We start from the raw sequence: 18,459 nt of genomic DNA, 5'->3' as shown, positions 1-18,459 counted from the left end.
TTTCAAGGTTCACCTGAATTGCTGTGATCACTCAAACACTGGGAACTCAGTCCCTGAATCAGGACAGCTATCAATCGTTACAAACGAATCGCCTATCGATCGCGATGGCTGTATCGTTGCTATTACACGGTATTATTCTCTTCGGGGTTGCCTTTCAGTTTCCACAACCCAGTTTTGACAAAATTGCATCGTCGCTGGAAGTGGTACTGGTTAACAGTAAAACACCGGCACCGCCCAAAGAAAGCAAGTTGCTCGCGCAAGATAATCTCGACGGCGGCGGCGACACCGATGATGATCGCAAGGCAAAAACACCTTTCCCGGTTCTGCCCAAAAGTAAGCCGGTTGTCGATGACAAGATCGCGCAACAGAAAGTCAAAGAACTGGAGCAGCAAGCAAAGAAACTGATGGCGGCGGTGAGTGAAGTGCCGCAAATCGAACTTTCGAGCGCAGCGGATAATACCGATGAAATCAAACCGGCCAATCCGCCGGATACATCCGAATTATTGCTGCGAAGCCTTGATATCGCGCGGCTAAGAGCACAGATCGATCAAGACCACGAGACTTATCAGAAACGTCCTAAACGAAAATTTGTCGGCGCCCGCACCAAAGAATACCGCTTTGCACGCTACGTAGAGGATTGGCGTTTGAAAGTCGAGCGCATCGGCAATTTGAATTATCCGGAAGCGGCCAGGAAAGAAAAGCTCTACGGCAACCTGCAACTGACCGTTGGAATCCGCGCGGACGGCAGCTTGGAATCGATCGAAATCAACCGGTCTTCCGGCAAGAAAGTTCTCGATGAAGCGGCCATCAATATCGTGAAACTTGCCGGTCAAAACGGGTTTGCGCCCTTCCCGCCGGATATCAGCCAGGATACGGATATCCTGCACATTACCCGGACTTGGGTGTTTGCTTCTACCGACATGCTGTTGAGTCAGTGATTAACTGATTTTAAATCTCAACATTTTTTGAAACATCATTAATCCATCCGCTTATGCCCGACTTGTATGCAGTAATTGGCAATCCTGTTTCCCATAGCAAATCGCCCCTGATACATTCCGCTTTTGCTCAACAAACCCAGCAATCCATGGAATATACCGCGTTGCTCGCTCCCATCGGCGGTTTCAAACTGACTGTTGAGAATTTCCGGCAGCAGGGCGGCAAGGGACTCAACGTTACGGTACCCTTCAAACTGGAAGCATTTCAACTGTCGACCCGTCTCACCGAGCGTGCAACGATTGCACAAGCTGTGAATACCCTTAAATTCGATGACGATGAAATTTTAGGCGATAACACGGACGGTGCCGGATTGGTATGCGATATCGAGTTGAATTTGTCGATCCCGATAGCTGCAAAACGCGTCTTACTGCTCGGCGCCGGTGGCGCCGCACGGGGTGTCATTTTACCGCTGCTGCAAAAGCACCCGGCGCTGCTGGCCGTTGCGAACCGTACGATTAGTAAGGCGAAAACGCTTCAGGAACAATTCATGATGTACGGCAATATTGCCGCTGGCGATTTTTCGCAGTTCTCTAAAGAAAAATTCGACATCATCATTAATGCTACCTCTGCCAGTCTCCACAACGAATTACCCGGCATCGGCCCCGGTGCTTTCAAACACGCCGAGCTGGCGTACGACATGATGTACAATCTGGATGCGCACACACCTTTCCTTAAATTCGCGCAACAACATGGGGCGCGGCAGCTCGCGGATGGCATCGGCATGCTGGTCGAACAAGCAGCCGAATCATTTTTTGTGTGGCGCCACGTAAAACCTCAAACAAAACCGGTAATCGCAATGCTGAAATCCGCCAATAAAATTTAACCCGGTGGCTGACCCGCATAGAAAAATTTTAAATGTTGGTACTGATGCAGCGCTGAGGGTTATACTTTTCGGTCATCCAACTGCAAACTGTTTCGTGTATAAACCTGCAAACATTTTCAATATCCACTGGCTTGCTGCTATCAATCGACCATGACCGAAACCAATAATAGCGATCAAGAAGATTCGCAAACGCCCTTGCAACAGATCACATTTCTGTTGCGGAAGTATAAATTAGTCGAAGGCTTGGTGAATTTGCAGGACTCTCCCGATCTATCGTTAAGCGAGTCAGTGGTTCAGAAAAAAAACCTCTCTGAACTGCAGGATTTTTTAGATCAACTGCATCCCGCAGATATTGCGCACATTCTTGAAGCTTTGCCGCTGGAAGACAGGTTACTGATCTGGAGCATGATCAAATCCGACCGGGACGGCGAAATCTTGCTCGAAACTTCCGAAGCGGTTAGAGCAACGCTGATCACCGACATGGGCACGCAAGAATTGGTCGCCGCAACAGAATATCTGGATGCCGACGAAATTGCCGACCTTGCGCCTAACTTGCCGCAAGAAGTCATGGAAGATGTTTTTCGCTCATTGCCCATTGAAGAACGCGAACAATTGCGCGCCGCCATGTCCTATCCGGAGGACTCCGTGGGCGCATTGATGGATTTTGATGTGATTACCATCCGTGAAGACGTGCGGTTGGAAGTCGTACTGCGCTATTTACGCTGGCTTGAGGAGATGCCGGATCACACCGACCAGTTGTTCGTTGTCGACCGGAATGAACAATTAAAAGGCGTATTGCTCATCAATCGCTTATTAGTAAGCGACCCGGACACCTTGGTCGCCGACGTGATGACTAAAGAAATCATCAAGCTGCGCCCGGATGATGTTGCCCAGCAAGCCGCGAATTCGTTTGAACGCTATGATTTGGTTTCTGCATCGGTCGTCGACGAAAACGACAAATTGCTCGGCCGTGTCACCGTCGACACGGTCATTGATTTTATTCGTGACAAGGCTGAAAACGAAGCCTTGAATTTGGCTGGTTTAAGCGAAGAAGAAGATCTCTTTGCACCGGTTCTCAAAAGTGTCAAGAATCGTTGGGGATGGCTGGCAATCAACTTAATTACCGCCTTTATCGCATCCCGGGTTATCGGGTTATTCGAGGATTCTATCGAAAAGCTGGTGGCGTTGGCCGCTTTGATGCCGATCGTTGCAGGTATCGGCGGCAACTCGGGAAATCAAACAATTACCATGATTGTTCGAGCACTGGCATTGGAACAGATAAACACGCGCAGCACTTGGAAATTGCTCGGTAAGGAAATCGGCGTCAGTTTAGTGAACGGTCTTGTTTGGGGAACCATCATCGGTTTGTTCACATTTGCCATTTATCAGAATGCCGAACTGGGATTGGTTATGACGCTGGCGATGATGCTTAACTTGTTACTGGCGGCGTCCCTGGGTGTATTAATCCCGCTGACCTTGCGTAAATTCGGCCGGGATCCGGCGCTGGGTTCCAGTGTCATGATTACCGCCGTTACCGATAGCGGCGGCTTTTTTATTTTCCTGGGATTAGCGACTATTTTTTTGCTGTAACCCGATACCAATCAATTTAACAGCCACATCCACGCTCTAACCTGGATTTCCAAGCAATTACTCAATATTCTGCACTTGCTCACGCATTTGTTCGACAAGCACCTTTAATTCCATGGAAATCCGGGAAATCTCGAGATCAACCGACTTTGAACCGATGGTGTTGGCTTCACGGTGCAATTCCTGCATCATAAAATCCAATCGTTTACCCACCGCACCGCCTTGGTTCAAAATGCGTTCCACTTCGTCAAGATGCGCTTGCAAGCGCGACAACTCTTCATCGACATCGATTTTACTGGCAAATAGCGTGATCTCCTGGTGAATCCGCTCGTTCTCATTATTGCCGAGTATTTCTTCCAGCCGGGCGCGTAATTTATCCTCGAACGAAGCAATCAATGCCGGGATGCGCGGGGATGCAATTTGCAGCAGTTGGCGCATTTGCAAAATACGATCCAGCAAAATCGATCTCAGCTTATCTCCCTCGCGCATCCTCGCGGCTTTTAAATCCTTTAGCGCAGTTTGCAGCAACATCATACCGATTTCGTCCCATTCCTCGCTTGGCGCTGTATTACTTTCGAGCATACCCGGCCACTTCAGAATTTCTGCGACGGTTAAAGAAGCTGCGGAAGAATAACGCGTTTTGATGGTCTGTTCCAATTGCATCAATCGTTCCAGCAAACTGTGATTAAGTTGTTGATCAATGTCCAACGTATGAGCCGGTGAGAACAACAGCCGGCACTCAATTTTGCCACGGCTGAGCTGCGCGGTCAGCAGTTCCCGCATCGCAGCTTCCAGCCGGCGGAAATCATCCGGCAGGCGAAACTGGATATCAAGAAAGCGGTTATTGACGGAACGAATTTCGAGATTAAACGATCCGTAGGGTGTTTCCTGGCTTGCGGCCGCGAAGCCGGTCATACTGAATATCATGGTTAAAGTTATTCCGAAAACGTGATCAAAGTAAAGCGAGAAAGATTAAAAAAGCCCATCCTCACAAACGGTTGGTGCGTGTTTCTGGTCGAGTAAGCCGGTTACACGAAATGGCATGTCGTTATTGTCAGGATCAAATACGACTTGGCTAGCATCAATGTATTTGTAATCGCCGGGCGCATTAAGCCGCCACAGATTCGGGATCACCGCGTACGGCTGAAGCAAGCAATAGGCCGGAGTGTCTCCATGAACAACCAGCACCGGTTTCTTGAATTGCGCCGAATGCCGCTTGATTTCATCGCGCAGCATGCGATAGCCGTCGCAATCTGTGCGGTTATCGGGCGCACATGCCGGCTTATCGTGATCAAAGTCAAAAATATCCGCCTGAAAAGCGATCACGACGGCTTGCGCGGCTTCCGCTTCTGCGAATAACTGGCTTAGCCACTGTTTATTCGATTGATCGCGAAAATCCGCTTCATTCAATGCCTCATCCAAATTACTCCGCAAGATCTCCTTGCGGCCATTGTTAGTCCCCGGAATATGCAACGTCGCGAAAATAACCGGACCAATGCGCCAGCGGGCATTTTCAACAAACCCGCTCTGACGGACCAAGCCCGGAATATGCTTGGTCAATTGCCATTGATCTTGATGGAAAAAAAGCTGGCGAAGGAAACTCAATCGTTCCAACTCATCGTAACGAACCGATAAGGTAAAACGATCACAATCAGTCCAGTCGTTATCGCCGGGTGTATAGACTGTCTTATGCGGATTTAGAAACGCAATCTGGCGGTAATGATCTTGCAACAGCTCGTCACTGCAACTCAAGCGCCCCCTTTTGAAATCACCCAAATGAATTAAAACCGGCGGATCCGTGGCTCTAATCGCTTTGGCGAGGGCGCCGCCGGGTTGTTCCAGCAATGCGTATTCGGCATCGGTATAGGGCATGTCACCGATCACGACAAACCGGGTTGTTTTCTCATGGCTTAACAGTAATGCATCGCCCGCGCGCAATGGCAAAGCCAGAAACATGCACGATAGCAGCAACCATTGCCAAACCGTCATGGTTCGCGTTATCCGTTCAAGTGGTTTTGAAAAACCAGACCGGCATGCTCGCGCAACTTATGGAAACAGATCGCCGGCCAATTTTCCTGAGCTACACTCAGTTCCGCGCCAAACGACGCCAGAAAGGTCGGCGCATCAACCGCATCGTACGCAATCCGGTGCGCGTTGGCTTCGATGAATCGTTGCAACTCGCGCGGATCGTCGCAGGTAATCCATCGCGCCAGTTGATATTTTGCAGAAGCGATTCGAGCCGCGACGCCGTATTCATGCTGCAAACGGTGCGCGACCACTTCAAATTGCAGCGTGCCGACCGCCCCGAGCAACAGCATATTGCCGAGATGCGGACGGAAAACCTGGATCGCCCCTTCCTCGCCCAACTGCGCCAAACCCAGCTTGAGTTGTTTGCTGCGTAGCGGGTCGGCAATCTCAACCGTACGGAAAATCTCGGGCGCGAAGAATGGCAAACCGGTAAATTGCAAAATTTCGCCTTCGGTTAATGTATCGCCCAATTGCAGCGTGCCATGATTCGGTATGCCGATAATGTCGCCGGGATAGGCTTCTTCGAGAATATCGCGCCGTTGCGACAAAAACGACACCACCGTGCTGGTGCGGATATCCTTGCCGTTCCGCGCCACTCTCAAATTCATGCCGCGTTTGAAATGGCCGGAACAAACACGCACAAACGCAATACGGTCGCGATGCGCAAGATTCATATTGGCTTGGATTTTGAATACCATACCGGAGAATTTTTTTTCATCCGGCAGCACTTCCCGCTGAATAGCATTACGCGACTCCGGCGGCGGCGCGAGATCCACCAGCGCATCGAGGATTTCCCGTATGCCGAAGTTATTGATCGCCGAGCCAAAGAAAACCGGTGTTTGCTCGCCGGCAAGAAATGCCGCGTGATCAAAAACCGGAGATGCGCCTTTGATCAAATCGATTTCCTGCAACGCGACATCCAAATCCCTGCCAAACCGCTGCCGGATTTGCGGATCGTCGAATTGCGCAATCACTTCATTATCACTGTCAACGCGATCGGATCCCGGTTGGAAAACCCGCATGCAGTTATTCTTCAAATCGCACACGCCGTGAAAATTCTTTCCCATGCCAACCGGCCAGGTAAAAGGGATTGTCGACATGCCGAGCGTACGCTCGATCTCATCGATCAAATCCAGCGGTTCACGCACTTCCCGGTCCATTTTGTTAACAAATGTCACGATCGGGGTGTTGCGGGCGCGGCACACCTCCAGCAACCGCAAAGTCTGCGCTTCTACACCATTGGCAGCATCGATCACCATCAGCGCGGCGTCAACCGCCGTCAATACGCGGTAGGTATCTTCCGAGAAATCCTGGTGGCCCGGCGTATCCAGCAAATTGATGACGCAATCGCGGTATTCCATCTGCATGACCGAACTCGCCACCGAGATTCCGCGCTGCTTCTCGATCTCCATCCAATCGGATGTGGCATGCCGGCTGGCTTTGCGCGCTTTAACGCTGCCCGCGATATGAATCGCCCCGGCGTACATCAGCAGCTTCTCAGTCAATGTGGTTTTCCCGGCGTCGGGATGTGAAATAATAGCGAATGTGCGGCGGCGCGCCACTTCGTTTTGAATACTCATAATTTCAAGAAATCTGTTCGGGTGAATAAAGAAAGCAGTGTGTGGAATGCGTTGCACTGAATGAGCTGGCCGACGGATAACGCTCCCGGCATACCGCCATCGCCTGCGCGCAACGCGGATGAAAATGACAGCCAGCCGGGGGCGCAGCCGGTGACGGCAAATCGCCTTTTAACGGAACAAATTGCCGATCCGCGTCTGCTGCGATCCGCGGAACCGACGATAACAATGCTTGGGTATAGGGATGCCTGGGACTCCCCATTACCTCATCGATCAACCCGCGTTCGACGATCCGTCCAAGATACATGACAGCAACCTCATCCGCCAAATATTCTACAACAGCGATATTGTGGGTAATAAACAAAAAAGCAAGCCCCAAGTTATTTTGCAGCGTTTTTAACAAATTCAGAATTTGCGCCTGCACCGAAACATCCAAAGCGCTGGTCGGTTCATCGCAAATCAATAGTTTTGGATTCACTGCCAAAGCACGCGCAATGGCAATGCGCTGACGCTGACCACCGGAAAATTCGTGCGGATAACGCCATTTTACCTCAGCAGGCAATCCGACTCGTTGCAATAACGAATCGATTTCCAGCTCGCTTGAATTGTCCTGTAAACCTCCGTCATTCGCTGGCGGGCTGACGGCACCGGCTTTCAACGCGCTCATGCCTTCTTGCAAGATTTCCTTGATACGCATGCGCGGATTCAATGACGAATAGGGATCCTGGAAAATAATCTGGAACTGCGAACGCACCGGTTTTAACTGGCTCCGCTTCAAGCCCGTCAATTCTTGCCCTTTGAACCGCACACTTCCCGCAGTGGGTTGAATCAACTGCAGAATACTTTTGCCTATGGTCGTTTTACCGCAACCGGATTCCCCGACCAATGCCAGCGTTTTCCCGGCGGCGATTTGAAACGACACGCCATCAACCGCTTTAATATGCCCGGCCACCCGTTTGAACAAGCCTTTGTGAACCGGGAAATGCACTTTGAGATCCGCCACTTGCAATAACACTTGTTCCGTTCGATTTGTTTCAGTATGCAGCGCAACCCCTGGTGAACTCACGCCGGTTACCGGCAGGGCGTGGTTCACACCGGATTGATACAAATGACAACGAACTTGATGCGCATCATCGAGCTGATGCCATTGTGGAACCGCCTCACGGCAAATCGCCATTACTTGATTGCATCGGTCGGCAAAACGGCAACCGCTGAATTGCTGAGATAACGACGGCACAACGCCGTTCATTACCGTCAACGCTTGATCGCGTTTATGCTTACCGGGTAGCGAAGCGAATAATTGCTGCGAATAGGGATGCGCCGGTTGCTGAAAAAAAGCCGAGCGGGGCGCCAGTTCAACGATTTCTCCGGCATACATCACCGCCACGCGCTGCGCCATTTCCGCCACCACCCCCAAATCATGGGTAATCAATAATATTGCCATGCGCGTGTGTCGCTGGATATGCCGCATCAAATCCAGCACTTGTGCCTGAATCGTAACATCCAGGGCAGTGGTCGGTTCATCGGCGATCAACAGCTCCGGCTCACCGGCTAACGCCATCGCGATCATGACGCGCTGCTTCATGCCTCCGGAAAATTGAAACGGATATTCGTGCATGCGCCGTTGCGCATCCGGAATACCGACTTGCTCGAGCAATTCTTGAATACGCGCCTGCATCGCCGCCGGCGCCAGATTCAGATGCTGTTCTAATACTTCTCCAATTTGCTCGGCGATCGTCAACACCGGGTTCAGGCTCAGCATGGGTTCTTGAAAAATCATGCCGATCTGCTTACCACGAACCTTGCGCATAGCCGCCTCGGGCAATTGCAAAAGATCCACGCCATGCATTCTGATCTGTCCGGCGGCGATTTCACCCACATCCGGCAGCAACCGCATAACCGACAGAGCCGTCATCGACTTGCCGCAGCCGGATTCACCTAACAGCGCGAATGTCTCTCCTTGCAAAATATTCAACGACAAGCCATCGACCGCGCGGACTGGCAAACTGCCGGTATGCAATATCGTTGCCAGATCGTCTATTTCCAGCAAAGTTTTCATTTCGAATTGGATGAACCTGCCGGAGTCATGGAGCCGGAAGTCTTGTTTGGAGAAATCTCATCTTTTCCATACCGTTGAAAAAAACGACTGCTTAATTTCAACGTCCGGGTACGCGGATCCAGCGCGTTTTGCACCGCATCGGCAAACAGATTGGCGCTCAACACCAGCGTGAACATAAAGCCGAACGCTGCCAGCAAAGCCCACCACACCATCGGTTCCCGGGCCATCTCCAGACGCGCGGCATTAATCATGGTGCCAAAGCTGATCATCGAAGGATCGACACCGACACCAACATAGGACAATACTGCCTCGGCCAGCACCAATCCACTGAAATCCATGACGGTTGCAATTAGCACAATGTGCATCACATTCGGCAAGATATGGCGGCTGATGATGCGCCAATGCGAGACCCCGAACGCATGCGCCGCCTGAATGTATTCCAATTCGCGTAATTTAAGCGCTTCCCCGCGCAACAAGCGGCACAAGCTCGTCCAACTGGTCACACCAAGAATCATGCACAAAAACAACAACCGTAAATCGGCGCGTGATGCAATGGTTTCAAATAATTCCGCATGCGTTTCGATATAAACCTGCATCATCAGCACCGCCGCCGCAATTAACAGCACGCTGGGAATCGAGTTCAACGTGGTATAGATATACTGAATCACATCGTCGATCCAACCCCGGAAATACCCGGCCATGATCCCCAGCAGCAAAGCAAACGGCAGCATGATCAGCGTGGTCAATGTTCCAATCACCAATGCAACGCGGATGCTTTTAAGCGATTGATACAAAACATCCTGGCCGACTTTATCGGTACCCAACACATGATAGTGCACCGCCAGCATTGCACTGGAACCGATCAGCAATAGCAAAATCAATAACGTGATCAGGATCGCGTACCATGGAATTTCGCTGGTTCGCCGCCAGATCGCGGACATACTTTGAAGGAAATTTTGTTGATGGCGGCGCGACAGATACGAAATTAAGCAAATTGCCATGCCAAGCCACACCAGAAAACCGTATGCCAGGCCTTTAACGATTCTTCCAAGAATATCCGGAAAATACTCTTTCTCGGGATCCTGCAAATGCGAACCGCCGAATTCCAGCCGGGCGAAGGCCCGCACTTGCCCGCCATCCGGTGATTCGATCGTCTCCTTCGCGTACAAATGAGTTGCCAGCGGCGCGGAATAGGTTTTCTCAACATTGGTGCGTAGCGGCGTTAAAATTAAATCCAGCAGACTCAATACTTCGACGCTGTAAATCGTTTCGCCACTCGGACTCTTATGGTCGAGCGCCGGGCGGAAATGCACGGTATCCAGCAAACCGGCCAACAGAAAAAAAAGCAGCACCGTCAGTGCCGACATTCCGCTGGCGCTATGCCCTACACGCTTCCATGGCATCAGCAGATGTTCGTTCCGACGCACATACCAAACCCAAAAAAATACTGTTAAGACAAACAAATAGACAAGTGCATCTGTCCACAGAATGATTGGGCTGAAAGGCATGATCTGATTGATTATCGAAAGCGCGATGGCGTCATTTAATTACGGGGAACAATCCATATCATAAATGAATGCCGCGGCATTTTGAAAAAACATTAATGAAGCGCAAACCGATGTCAGAAAAAACAGGCAAAAAATGCGACGCGTACTCGTTCCGCATTTTTTGCCCGCTTCCGTACTGTAACCGCATAAAGACCGCTTTTAGCAGGAATGCTATGAATTCTCCAAGCTAAGAAAACGCTGATTATTGCCTGCGCAAGCGATCTGCTGCGCTTCCCTAATAATTTTCATACTGCAAGCGCTCCTCCCGGCGGATCAATTCGTCAATCGTCAAGCCAATCACCGGCACGCCATTGAAAACCGTACCCGCTCTTTTTTTATTGAAATGCCCCAGCATGGTTGTATAGGCTCGTGGCGGCAATGGAAAAAAATGGGTTTCCTTGACCAATAGCAAGGCATTTTTGAGATAAAACTCGACGAATTCCTTTACTTCCGGTTTCCCGGCACTTTTGAGGCTGACATAGATAAACATGGGTCTGGATAACGGTTGATAACTGCCGTCTTCAACAGATTCTACGGACGGCAGAACCGCTCCTTGACCAGTACCGTTGTCAATCGCCACTGCAGTGACCTTATCCTGATTTTCAATGTAATACGCAAACCCGAGAAAACCCAAGCCGTTTTTATCACCGGCTACCGCTTGCACCAAGCTGGTGTCATCATCGGATCTGGTGAAATCTGTACGGCTTGACTTCGCTTTTCCAGTGATTGCTCCGGTAAAATAATCGTAAGTACCGGAATCTCTCGCAGGACCGAACAGTTTGATTGCTTCTGCCGGCCATATCGAATTAATTTGATTCCAGTGGGTGATTTTACCTTCGGCTGCCGGTTCCCAGAGTTTCCTCAACTGCGCAACCGTCATGGTCTTGCTCCAAGTATTGCCGGAATGGATCGCTACCGTCAGCGCATCGAACGCCACTGGTATTTCCACATATTGCACCCCGGCATTTTTGCATTCTTTCATTTCATTTTTCAGGATCGGGCGGGAAGCATTGACAATGTCGATATCTCCCCGGCAAAACTTCCGGAAACCGCCACCGCTGCCGGAGACAGCAATCGTCACCTGAATTGCCCCCTGCTTGACTTCCTGAAACTGGTCGGCCACCGCTTGAGTAATCGGATAAACAGTACTGGAACCGTCGATTTTAACCACTGACTGTGCGTTTACGGCTCCGGCAGCGCTGATCCAGAAACTCAATAAGAATAAAGAAATTAGTACCTTAACATTGCATGATTTTGGCATTTCGTACTCCCGTTTATTAGGATTGCTATTCGCACCCAAAATACTTTCAACTAAAAGTCGATGGTCCATTGGGTCAGGAAAGCGCTCAAGTCGCCATTGTTCCAGCCATTGGTACGGGCGCCGGCGCCGCCGGAGTAACCATCGGTATTGGTAATCGGCGTCCTGGCGGTATTGATATCGAGCACATGTATCACGTTCGCCTGGAATTTAACGTTCGAATGCGGATACCAGTTCAAACCGAATCTAACCATATCCGCTTTACCGCCCGCAATGACACCCGAATTCATATCGATGTAATCGTAACCGGCCGCGATTTCCCAAGCACCCCAGCCCGATCCGTTAAACTGGAATGGACGGTTCGGTTTAATCCGGTTCGCCGCGCCGTTTCTGACATGATACGCTTTAGATTCGCCGGTCAGGAAGTAACTTGCAAAACCGTAATATCCCGTCAGATGTTCATTATCGTAACCGACACCATTGATATTGGTACGCAAATATTCACCTTGCAACGACAATGGGCCGTACACAAACCAGGTCTCTGCACCAAAGCGGTCGTAGCTGGTGACTTCGCGGCGATTGGGATTGCCCAGCGCGCCGGTGCTTAAATTACCGGTATTCAAAATATTGGTCCGGTCGACGTTGGTTCCTGGAAACGCGAAGAACGACATACCCCCCCCGCCGCCGATTTGTCCCTCACCAACCATCGTGCCATCGGCGCGATACTGCGTATTGACATTCGTGTGGCCAGCCGAAATACCGAGATGCAGGAATTTGGTATCGTCTTCCATCCATGGTCTGCCGCTGATCCGGCCGATGCCTTGCCAGCCGGTATCGCCCGAGCCGTTGTTACGGTTCTGGTTACCGTTGGCATTGACCGATGTTGAAGCCGAAGACCATGAACCGATCGGTTCCGTTTGAAACGCAATCCCGGTTTGCCACCTTCTAACCGCATAATTGGCACCAATACCGGTTTTATAGGTATTCGGGTTATCGACGAAGGAGTTAACCGACATATGCCGTTCGATAAAAGTCAGATAGCGGTTACTGGCGGCTTCTTCCAAACTAAACGGTTCCTTGAACGAACCCAGTTTATAGGACAGCGCATCGGTATGATTCAAACGCACAAAAGCATCGGTAATTCCCGATCCGACCGATCCGTTACCGCGGCTGAAATCGTACTCAAATTTATAATCCCATACTTTGAAAAAAGTACCTTCAACCCCTAAACGCGCCCGGCGGATATTCATGCCGCTGTTTAATTCGTTTGCAGTGTTGGCACCAAATGCCGGATTTGGATCATTCTCAAAATTGTACTGCGAAGCCGGTTGAATACGGCCATTGAGCGACATAGAAAAATTGCCGTCCTTGGTTGCCCAATGCAAACCGCGATCGTCAAAAGTGCCATGAATTTTTTCTACTTCTTTCATGCGTTCTTCAAGCAAGGACACTTGATTGACAAACCGGGCCTTTTCCGCCTTTTCGGAAATTCTGGCAAGACGTTCCGCAGATCTTCTTTTTTTCATTTCCTCGGATTGATTTTCAGCCAATTGTCCAGAGTCTGCCGGTGTTTTTAATGGTGCTTCCACGACTTTAGGTGGTTCGTTTTTGGCTGGCGTGCTCTCGGCTTTCACAAACGTCCCCATATGCACACGCCCTGGCCCCGGTTCCGCATAAATCTGCTTGGTTGTCGTATCAACATATAGATCCAAAGCATACGCATTGGATAACATGCCTAGATTAACTGCAACGATCGCCATCAAGATAAATCTATTTAGTTTCATCATCAGTCTCTGATCCGTGGTTAAAAATTCAATCGATAAAGATGACGAGCGTTATAAAGTAGCAATGTTACAGATTTATGACAGTTACATTTTTATTGCATCAATGTGACAACCCTCCATGGTTGACCCGCAATAAATATTACTTAACCACTTGAAGTAAAGACTATTAATTTTTAAAATATCCATTGCTGGGCGTCATAACAATAATTAACCGCTCATTGCACAGTCGTTTTGATGAATAAACGGGAACTTTCGCTAAATGAAAGCCTGTCTAAAACCATGTGTTAAACAAGGAATAATTTTTCCTTGCAAAACATCTCTACCCATTTATTAATAGGAGGCAAATAAAATGGCAACAACGTATGGCACAACGAGTAGCGCGTCGAGCGCGAGCTATGACATGTCGCTGTGGTACGACTCGAAGTACTACAAACTGGGCATGGGCACCATGCTGCTGGTAGCGATATTCTGGATCTGGTACCAAAGGACATTTGCGTATTCACACGGAATGGACTCGATGGAACCGGAATTTGACAAAGTATGGATGGGACTGTGGCGCGTACACATGACCCTGATGCCTTTGTTTGCATTGGTAACCTGGGGCTGGATCCTGAAGACCCGTGACACCAAAGAGCAATTGGACAACCTGGACACCAAACTGGAAATCAAACGTTATTTCTATTGGATGATGTGGCTGGGTGTTTACTTGTTTGGTGTTTACTGGGGCGGCAGCTTCTTCACCGAACAAGATGCAAGCTGGCACCAAGTGATCATCCGTGACACCAGCTTCACGCCAAGTCACGTGGTCGTGTTCTACGGCTCATTCCCGATGTACATCGTATGTGGCGTAGCCTCATACCTGTACGCGATGACCCGTCTGCCACTGTACAGCCGCGGCACATCATTCCCGCTGGTAATGGCGATTGCAGGCCCATTGATGATTCTGCCGAACGTTGGTTTGAACGAATGGGGTCATGCATTCTGGTTCATGGAAGAACTGTTTAGCGCGCCATTGCACTGGGGCTTTGTAATTCTGGGCTGGGCAGGCTTGTTCTCGGGCGGTATTGCAGCACAAATCGTCACCCGTTACTCAAACCTGACTGACGTAACCTGGAACGGTGCAAGCCGCGAAATTCTGAACAACAGAATTGTTCCTTAATTCATTCGCAAGTGGAATGATATCAACCTGCTGCCGGAAGATCCGGCAGCAGGTTTTTTTAATGTCTTTCTGCGGCTAGCAACCAACCCGGCAACACATTCATTGCACCCGCAAGTCTTATCGTTTTTATATCCTACCGGTTTTCTTTCATGGAAGATTTGATCCTGGTTGTTCAACAATGGGTATCCACCGATGTCCTCATTGGTCTAATGATCGCATCCATTATCGGCTTTATCGGCTCGCTGATCGCCATTCCATGGATACTGATCCGCCTGCCGAGCGACTACTTTGATTTGCGCGTTCCCCGTTATTGGATGAAAGATCATCATCCAGCGTTACGCCTGATCGGATTGATCGTGAAGAATATCGCCGGGACTATTTTTCTGATCGCGGGCTTTCTGATGTTGTTTTTGCCAGGACAAGGCTTGCTTACGATGCTGATCGGGATCTCTTTCATTGACTTCCCCGGTAAACGCAGACTGGAATCGAAGATCGTCGGACAACACACAATTTTGCATGCGATCAACACCATGCGCAGTAAATTCAATAAACCGCCGCTTACATTATCTCCAACCGATTGTTAAGACGCGTACAATATCGTTTTCTGATCAGCGACTGGGAATATGCCGGTCAACATATCGCCTTTAGCGCCTGCGGATGTTTTTAATATTTCAACCCTGGCTGGAATTATCTGGCGGCACCACTACGCCGGCATCATTTCATCCGCGCAAATCGAATATATGCTGGCACAACGTTATCAACCGGATCTAATCCGGGAGCAATTAAAAAATCCCGGTATCTGGTGGCGCAAGCTGGTTCTTGAAGAAAACGTGATCGGTTTTTCCTGCTGCATGCGCACGACGAATCCGGGCGAACTCAAAATCGACAAGCTCTACATACATTGCAATCATCATCGCCAAGGCTACGGCAGGAAGTTTATCGCCGACGCAATCGCAATTCTCAAGAAAAATAACCTGCAATCATTGATTCTGACTGTCAACAAACAAAACCAAACCGCCATTGCTGCGTATCAACATTATGGATTTGAGATCACGAGTGATAGTATTGTGGATATCGGCGGCGGTTTTTTCATGAATGACTATTTGATGACACTTGATTTATCTCACTGGAAAAATCATCAATGAAACTTAAATTCACCAAAATGCAAGGGCTTGGCAACGACTTCGTAGTGCTGGATGGAATCCATCAAGCCATCCATCTTGATCGCCAGCAATTGCGTTTTCTGGCGGATCGTCATTTTGGCATCGGCTGCGACCAAATCCTGCTGGTCGAACAAGCCGAAGGCGACGCGGATTTCCGTTATCGCATTTTTAACGCCGATGGTAGCGAAGTGGAACAATGCGGCAACGGTGCGCGCTGTTTCGTGCGCTACGTGCACGATCATGGTCTAACGCAAAAAAGCGAGATCCGTATCGAAACACTCAGCGGCGTGATCTCGCCGAAACTGGAAATCAGCGGCAACGTTACCGTCAACATGGGGCAACCTGTTTTTGAACCGGCGCAGATCCCTTTTATCGCTGAACACATCGCGCCAACGTATCAACTTGAAATAGCCGGTCAGCCGGTTACAATAAGTGCATTGTCGATGGGTAATCCGCATGCGGTTCGCGTCGTGCCGGATGTTGATCGCGCCCCGGTTGAAACGGAAGGCGCATTGCTAGAGCAACACCCGCGTTTTCCAAAGAAAGTCAATGCCGGCTTTATGCAAGTGGTGGATCGCACGCACATCAAATTGCGCGTTTATGAACGCGGCGCCGGTGAAACGCTGGCATGCGGAACAGGCGCTTGCGCCGCGGTCGCCGCCGGTATCAATCTGGGATTGCTCGATCCGCGGGTAACCGTCAGCACACGCGGCGGGGACTTGGCCATCCGCTGGGAAGGAAAGAACGAGCCGGTATGGATGACCGGTCCGGCAGTCACCGTGTTCGAAGGTGAAATAAATTTGTAATCAATCAAGGAAACACCATGAAAGCAGAAGATGTCGCACAGTATTTGCAGGAACATCCGCAGTTTTTCAACGATTACGCCGATTTGCTGGCGGATATTCAAATCTCGCACCCGCAGAGCGACAAGGTTATCTCGTTGAACGAACGCCAGCTCATCTCCTTGAGGGAAAGAAACCGTGCGTTGCAAGATAAGCTTTTGGAATTGATCAGTTTCGGCGAGGAAAATGACGCAATTGGAGAGAAGATGCACCGGCTGGCGATCGCACTCATTTCGGTAGCCAATCTGGATGAACTTTTGAATGCATTGTATTTCAGCCTGAAAGAAGATTTTTCCGTACCGCTGGTGGCGATGCGCTTCTGGAAAATACCGGGCGCTGATCCGTCTAAAGTGGAATTCACCCCGACCAGTGAAGATGTTCAAGCCATCGCCGAGAGTCTGCCCCAGCCTTATTGCGGCAATCATATCGCAGACGAAATCAAACAATGGTTTGGCGAAAGCTCGGAACACTTGCATTCATTCGCGATGATTCCGTTAAACACGTCACAAACCATCGGCTTGCTCGTTCTGGGCAGCCCGGACGCGGAAAGATTTTACCCGGAAATGGGTACATTGCATTTAAAGCGCCTCGGGGAATTGGCCTGCACCACCTTAGCGCGCTGCGGTCAGCTTGAAAACACCGAGACTGCCACCGCATAGACAATTTCTCATGAGCGCTGAATCCGGATCTTTAGCGGCTGCGTATATCGACTACTTAACTTACGAGCGGCGGTTGTCGCCGCACACCGGCAAGAATTATGCGCGCGATATTGCGGTTCTGCTAAAACATCTCAACTCCAATAACCTCGCGCAAGTTCACCCCCAGCATATCCGCCATATCATCGCGCAACTTCACGGCAAAGGTCTTTCCGGCAGAAGTCTGTCAAGAATGTTGTCGGCGTGGCGCAGCTTTTATCATTATTTAATCCGGAAACATCGTTTTCAGCAAAATCCGTGCATCGGCATCCGGCTGCCCAAGTCACCGCAAAAACTTCCCAATGCGCTGTCCCCGGATGAAGCGGCGCAATTGCTGCAATTCTCAGCCGATCATCTGCTGACAGCCCGGGACAGCGCCATATTTGAATTATTTTATTCTTCAGGGTTGCGGTTAACAGAATTGACTCAACTCAAACCCGGCGATATCGACTTTGCCGGGGAAACGGTCAAGGTGCTTGGCAAAGGAAACAAAGCCCGCATTGTTCCAGTCGGCAAACTTGCAATCCAAGCGCTGCAGGCTTGGCTGAAACAACGTCCTTTGATCGCCAATACCGGCGAAACAGCACTTTTCGTGTCACAACGCGGCTGCGCGATCAGCCCTCGCACCATCGGTTACCGCTTGAAACAACGTGCAAGGCAGCAAGGTATTCAACAAAATGTGCATCCGCATATCCTGCGGCACTCGTTTGCTTCCCACTTGCTGCAATCCAGCGGCGATCTGCGTGCGGTCCAGGAAATGCTCGGACATGCGCATATCACTTCCACCCAGGTCTATACCCATCTGGATTTTCAGCACCTGACCAAAATCTATGATGCTGCGCATCCCCGGGCCAAAAAAAGAAGTTGAATAACGCGGCTTGCTTCTTGACCGGATCAGCGATGCTTTATGCGTTATAATCGAATTTTGTAACAAATTAAGA

General features: G+C 50.0%; 16 protein-coding genes. 9 read left to right on the top strand and 7 right to left on the bottom strand.

The annotated features are described in order from the left end of the window. The first annotated feature begins 17 nt into the window (after positions 1–17). The 3 genes from RBH92_RS03590 to mgtE all read left to right on the top strand — a co-directional run bounded on the left by RBH92_RS03590 (position 18) and on the right by mgtE (position 3,409). A complete protein-coding gene (locus RBH92_RS03590) occupies positions 18–938 on the top strand; it encodes an energy transducer TonB (RefSeq protein WP_374049958.1) in 921 nt (306 codons plus the stop codon). Positions 939–991: 53 nt separating this feature from the next. Continuing rightward, positions 992–1,819, top strand: a complete 828-nt coding sequence (aroE, locus tag RBH92_RS03585) for a shikimate dehydrogenase (RefSeq protein ID WP_307933304.1) — start codon at positions 992–994, stop codon at positions 1,817–1,819. A gap of 150 nt (positions 1,820–1,969) precedes the next feature. Next, on the top strand, positions 1,970–3,409 hold the full coding sequence (gene mgtE / locus RBH92_RS03580) for a magnesium transporter (RefSeq protein ID WP_307933303.1): 1,440 nt from the start codon (positions 1,970–1,972) through the stop codon (positions 3,407–3,409). A gap of 57 nt (positions 3,410–3,466) precedes the next feature. On the opposite strand, the gene RBH92_RS03575 is transcribed toward mgtE, so the two are convergent. The 7 genes from RBH92_RS03575 to RBH92_RS03545 form a co-directional block, all read right to left on the bottom strand. Next, a complete protein-coding gene (locus RBH92_RS03575; protein ID WP_307933302.1) occupies positions 3,467–4,333 on the bottom strand; it encodes a YicC/YloC family endoribonuclease in 867 nt (288 codons plus the stop codon). Positions 4,334–4,378: 45 nt separating this feature from the next. Further along, positions 4,379–5,395, bottom strand: coding sequence for a hypothetical protein (locus RBH92_RS03570; RefSeq protein ID WP_307933301.1), 1,017 nt, complete (start codon positions 5,393–5,395; stop codon positions 4,379–4,381). A gap of 8 nt (positions 5,396–5,403) precedes the next feature. Continuing rightward, on the bottom strand, positions 5,404–7,014 hold the full coding sequence (locus RBH92_RS03565; RefSeq protein ID WP_292924968.1) for a peptide chain release factor 3: 1,611 nt from the start codon (positions 7,012–7,014) through the stop codon (positions 5,404–5,406). A 4-nt stretch (positions 7,015–7,018) separates the two neighbouring features. Continuing rightward, complete coding sequence (locus RBH92_RS03560; protein ID WP_307933300.1) at positions 7,019–9,070, bottom strand: ABC transporter ATP-binding protein; 2,052 nt, start codon at positions 9,068–9,070, stop codon at positions 7,019–7,021. Beyond that, positions 9,067–10,578 (bottom strand): ABC transporter permease, encoded by a 1,512-nt coding sequence (locus RBH92_RS03555; RefSeq protein WP_307933299.1) that lies wholly within the window; start codon positions 10,576–10,578, stop codon positions 9,067–9,069. The genes RBH92_RS03560 and RBH92_RS03555 overlap by 4 nt, the downstream gene beginning before the upstream one ends. 274 nt (positions 10,579–10,852) lie before the next feature. Further along, positions 10,853–11,878, bottom strand: a complete 1,026-nt coding sequence (locus tag RBH92_RS03550) for a PstS family phosphate ABC transporter substrate-binding protein (protein WP_307933298.1) — start codon at positions 11,876–11,878, stop codon at positions 10,853–10,855. 50 nt (positions 11,879–11,928) lie between these two features. Beyond that, positions 11,929–13,659: an OprO/OprP family phosphate-selective porin gene (locus RBH92_RS03545; protein WP_374049957.1), complete on the bottom strand. Its 1,731-nt coding sequence runs from the start codon at positions 13,657–13,659 to the stop codon at positions 11,929–11,931. Between the two features lie 349 nt (positions 13,660–14,008). Here RBH92_RS03545 and RBH92_RS03540 point away from each other — a divergent pair, with 349 nt between their 5' ends. The 6 genes from RBH92_RS03540 to xerC all read left to right on the top strand — a co-directional run bounded on the left by RBH92_RS03540 (position 14,009) and on the right by xerC (position 18,386). Further along, positions 14,009–14,818 (top strand): methane monooxygenase/ammonia monooxygenase subunit C, encoded by an 810-nt coding sequence (locus RBH92_RS03540; protein ID WP_307932433.1) that lies wholly within the window; start codon positions 14,009–14,011, stop codon positions 14,816–14,818. 149 nt (positions 14,819–14,967) lie between these two features. Then, positions 14,968–15,402, top strand: a complete 435-nt coding sequence (locus tag RBH92_RS03535) for a PGPGW domain-containing protein (RefSeq protein WP_292925337.1) — start codon at positions 14,968–14,970, stop codon at positions 15,400–15,402. A 39-nt stretch (positions 15,403–15,441) separates the two neighbouring features. Continuing rightward, complete coding sequence (locus RBH92_RS03530) at positions 15,442–15,963, top strand: GNAT family N-acetyltransferase (protein ID WP_307933296.1); 522 nt, start codon at positions 15,442–15,444, stop codon at positions 15,961–15,963. Next, complete coding sequence (gene dapF, locus RBH92_RS03525; RefSeq protein WP_307933295.1) at positions 15,960–16,787, top strand: diaminopimelate epimerase; 828 nt, start codon at positions 15,960–15,962, stop codon at positions 16,785–16,787. Before RBH92_RS03530 ends, dapF begins: the two co-directional genes overlap by 4 nt. A gap of 17 nt (positions 16,788–16,804) precedes the next feature. Beyond that, positions 16,805–17,482: a DUF484 family protein gene (locus tag RBH92_RS03520; protein WP_307933294.1), complete on the top strand. Its 678-nt coding sequence runs from the start codon at positions 16,805–16,807 to the stop codon at positions 17,480–17,482. A gap of 10 nt (positions 17,483–17,492) precedes the next feature. Further along, positions 17,493–18,386, top strand: coding sequence for a tyrosine recombinase XerC (gene xerC / locus RBH92_RS03515; protein WP_307933293.1), 894 nt, complete (start codon positions 17,493–17,495; stop codon positions 18,384–18,386). Positions 18,387–18,459: the final 73 nt, after the last annotated feature.

It is taken from the genome of Nitrosomonas sp. sh817, from assembly GCF_030908545.1.
GTDB lineage: Bacteria > Pseudomonadota > Gammaproteobacteria > Burkholderiales > Nitrosomonadaceae > Nitrosomonas.
The sequence above is the reverse complement of the archived record's forward strand: the minus strand, read 5'-3'. Positions and strand labels throughout refer to the sequence as shown.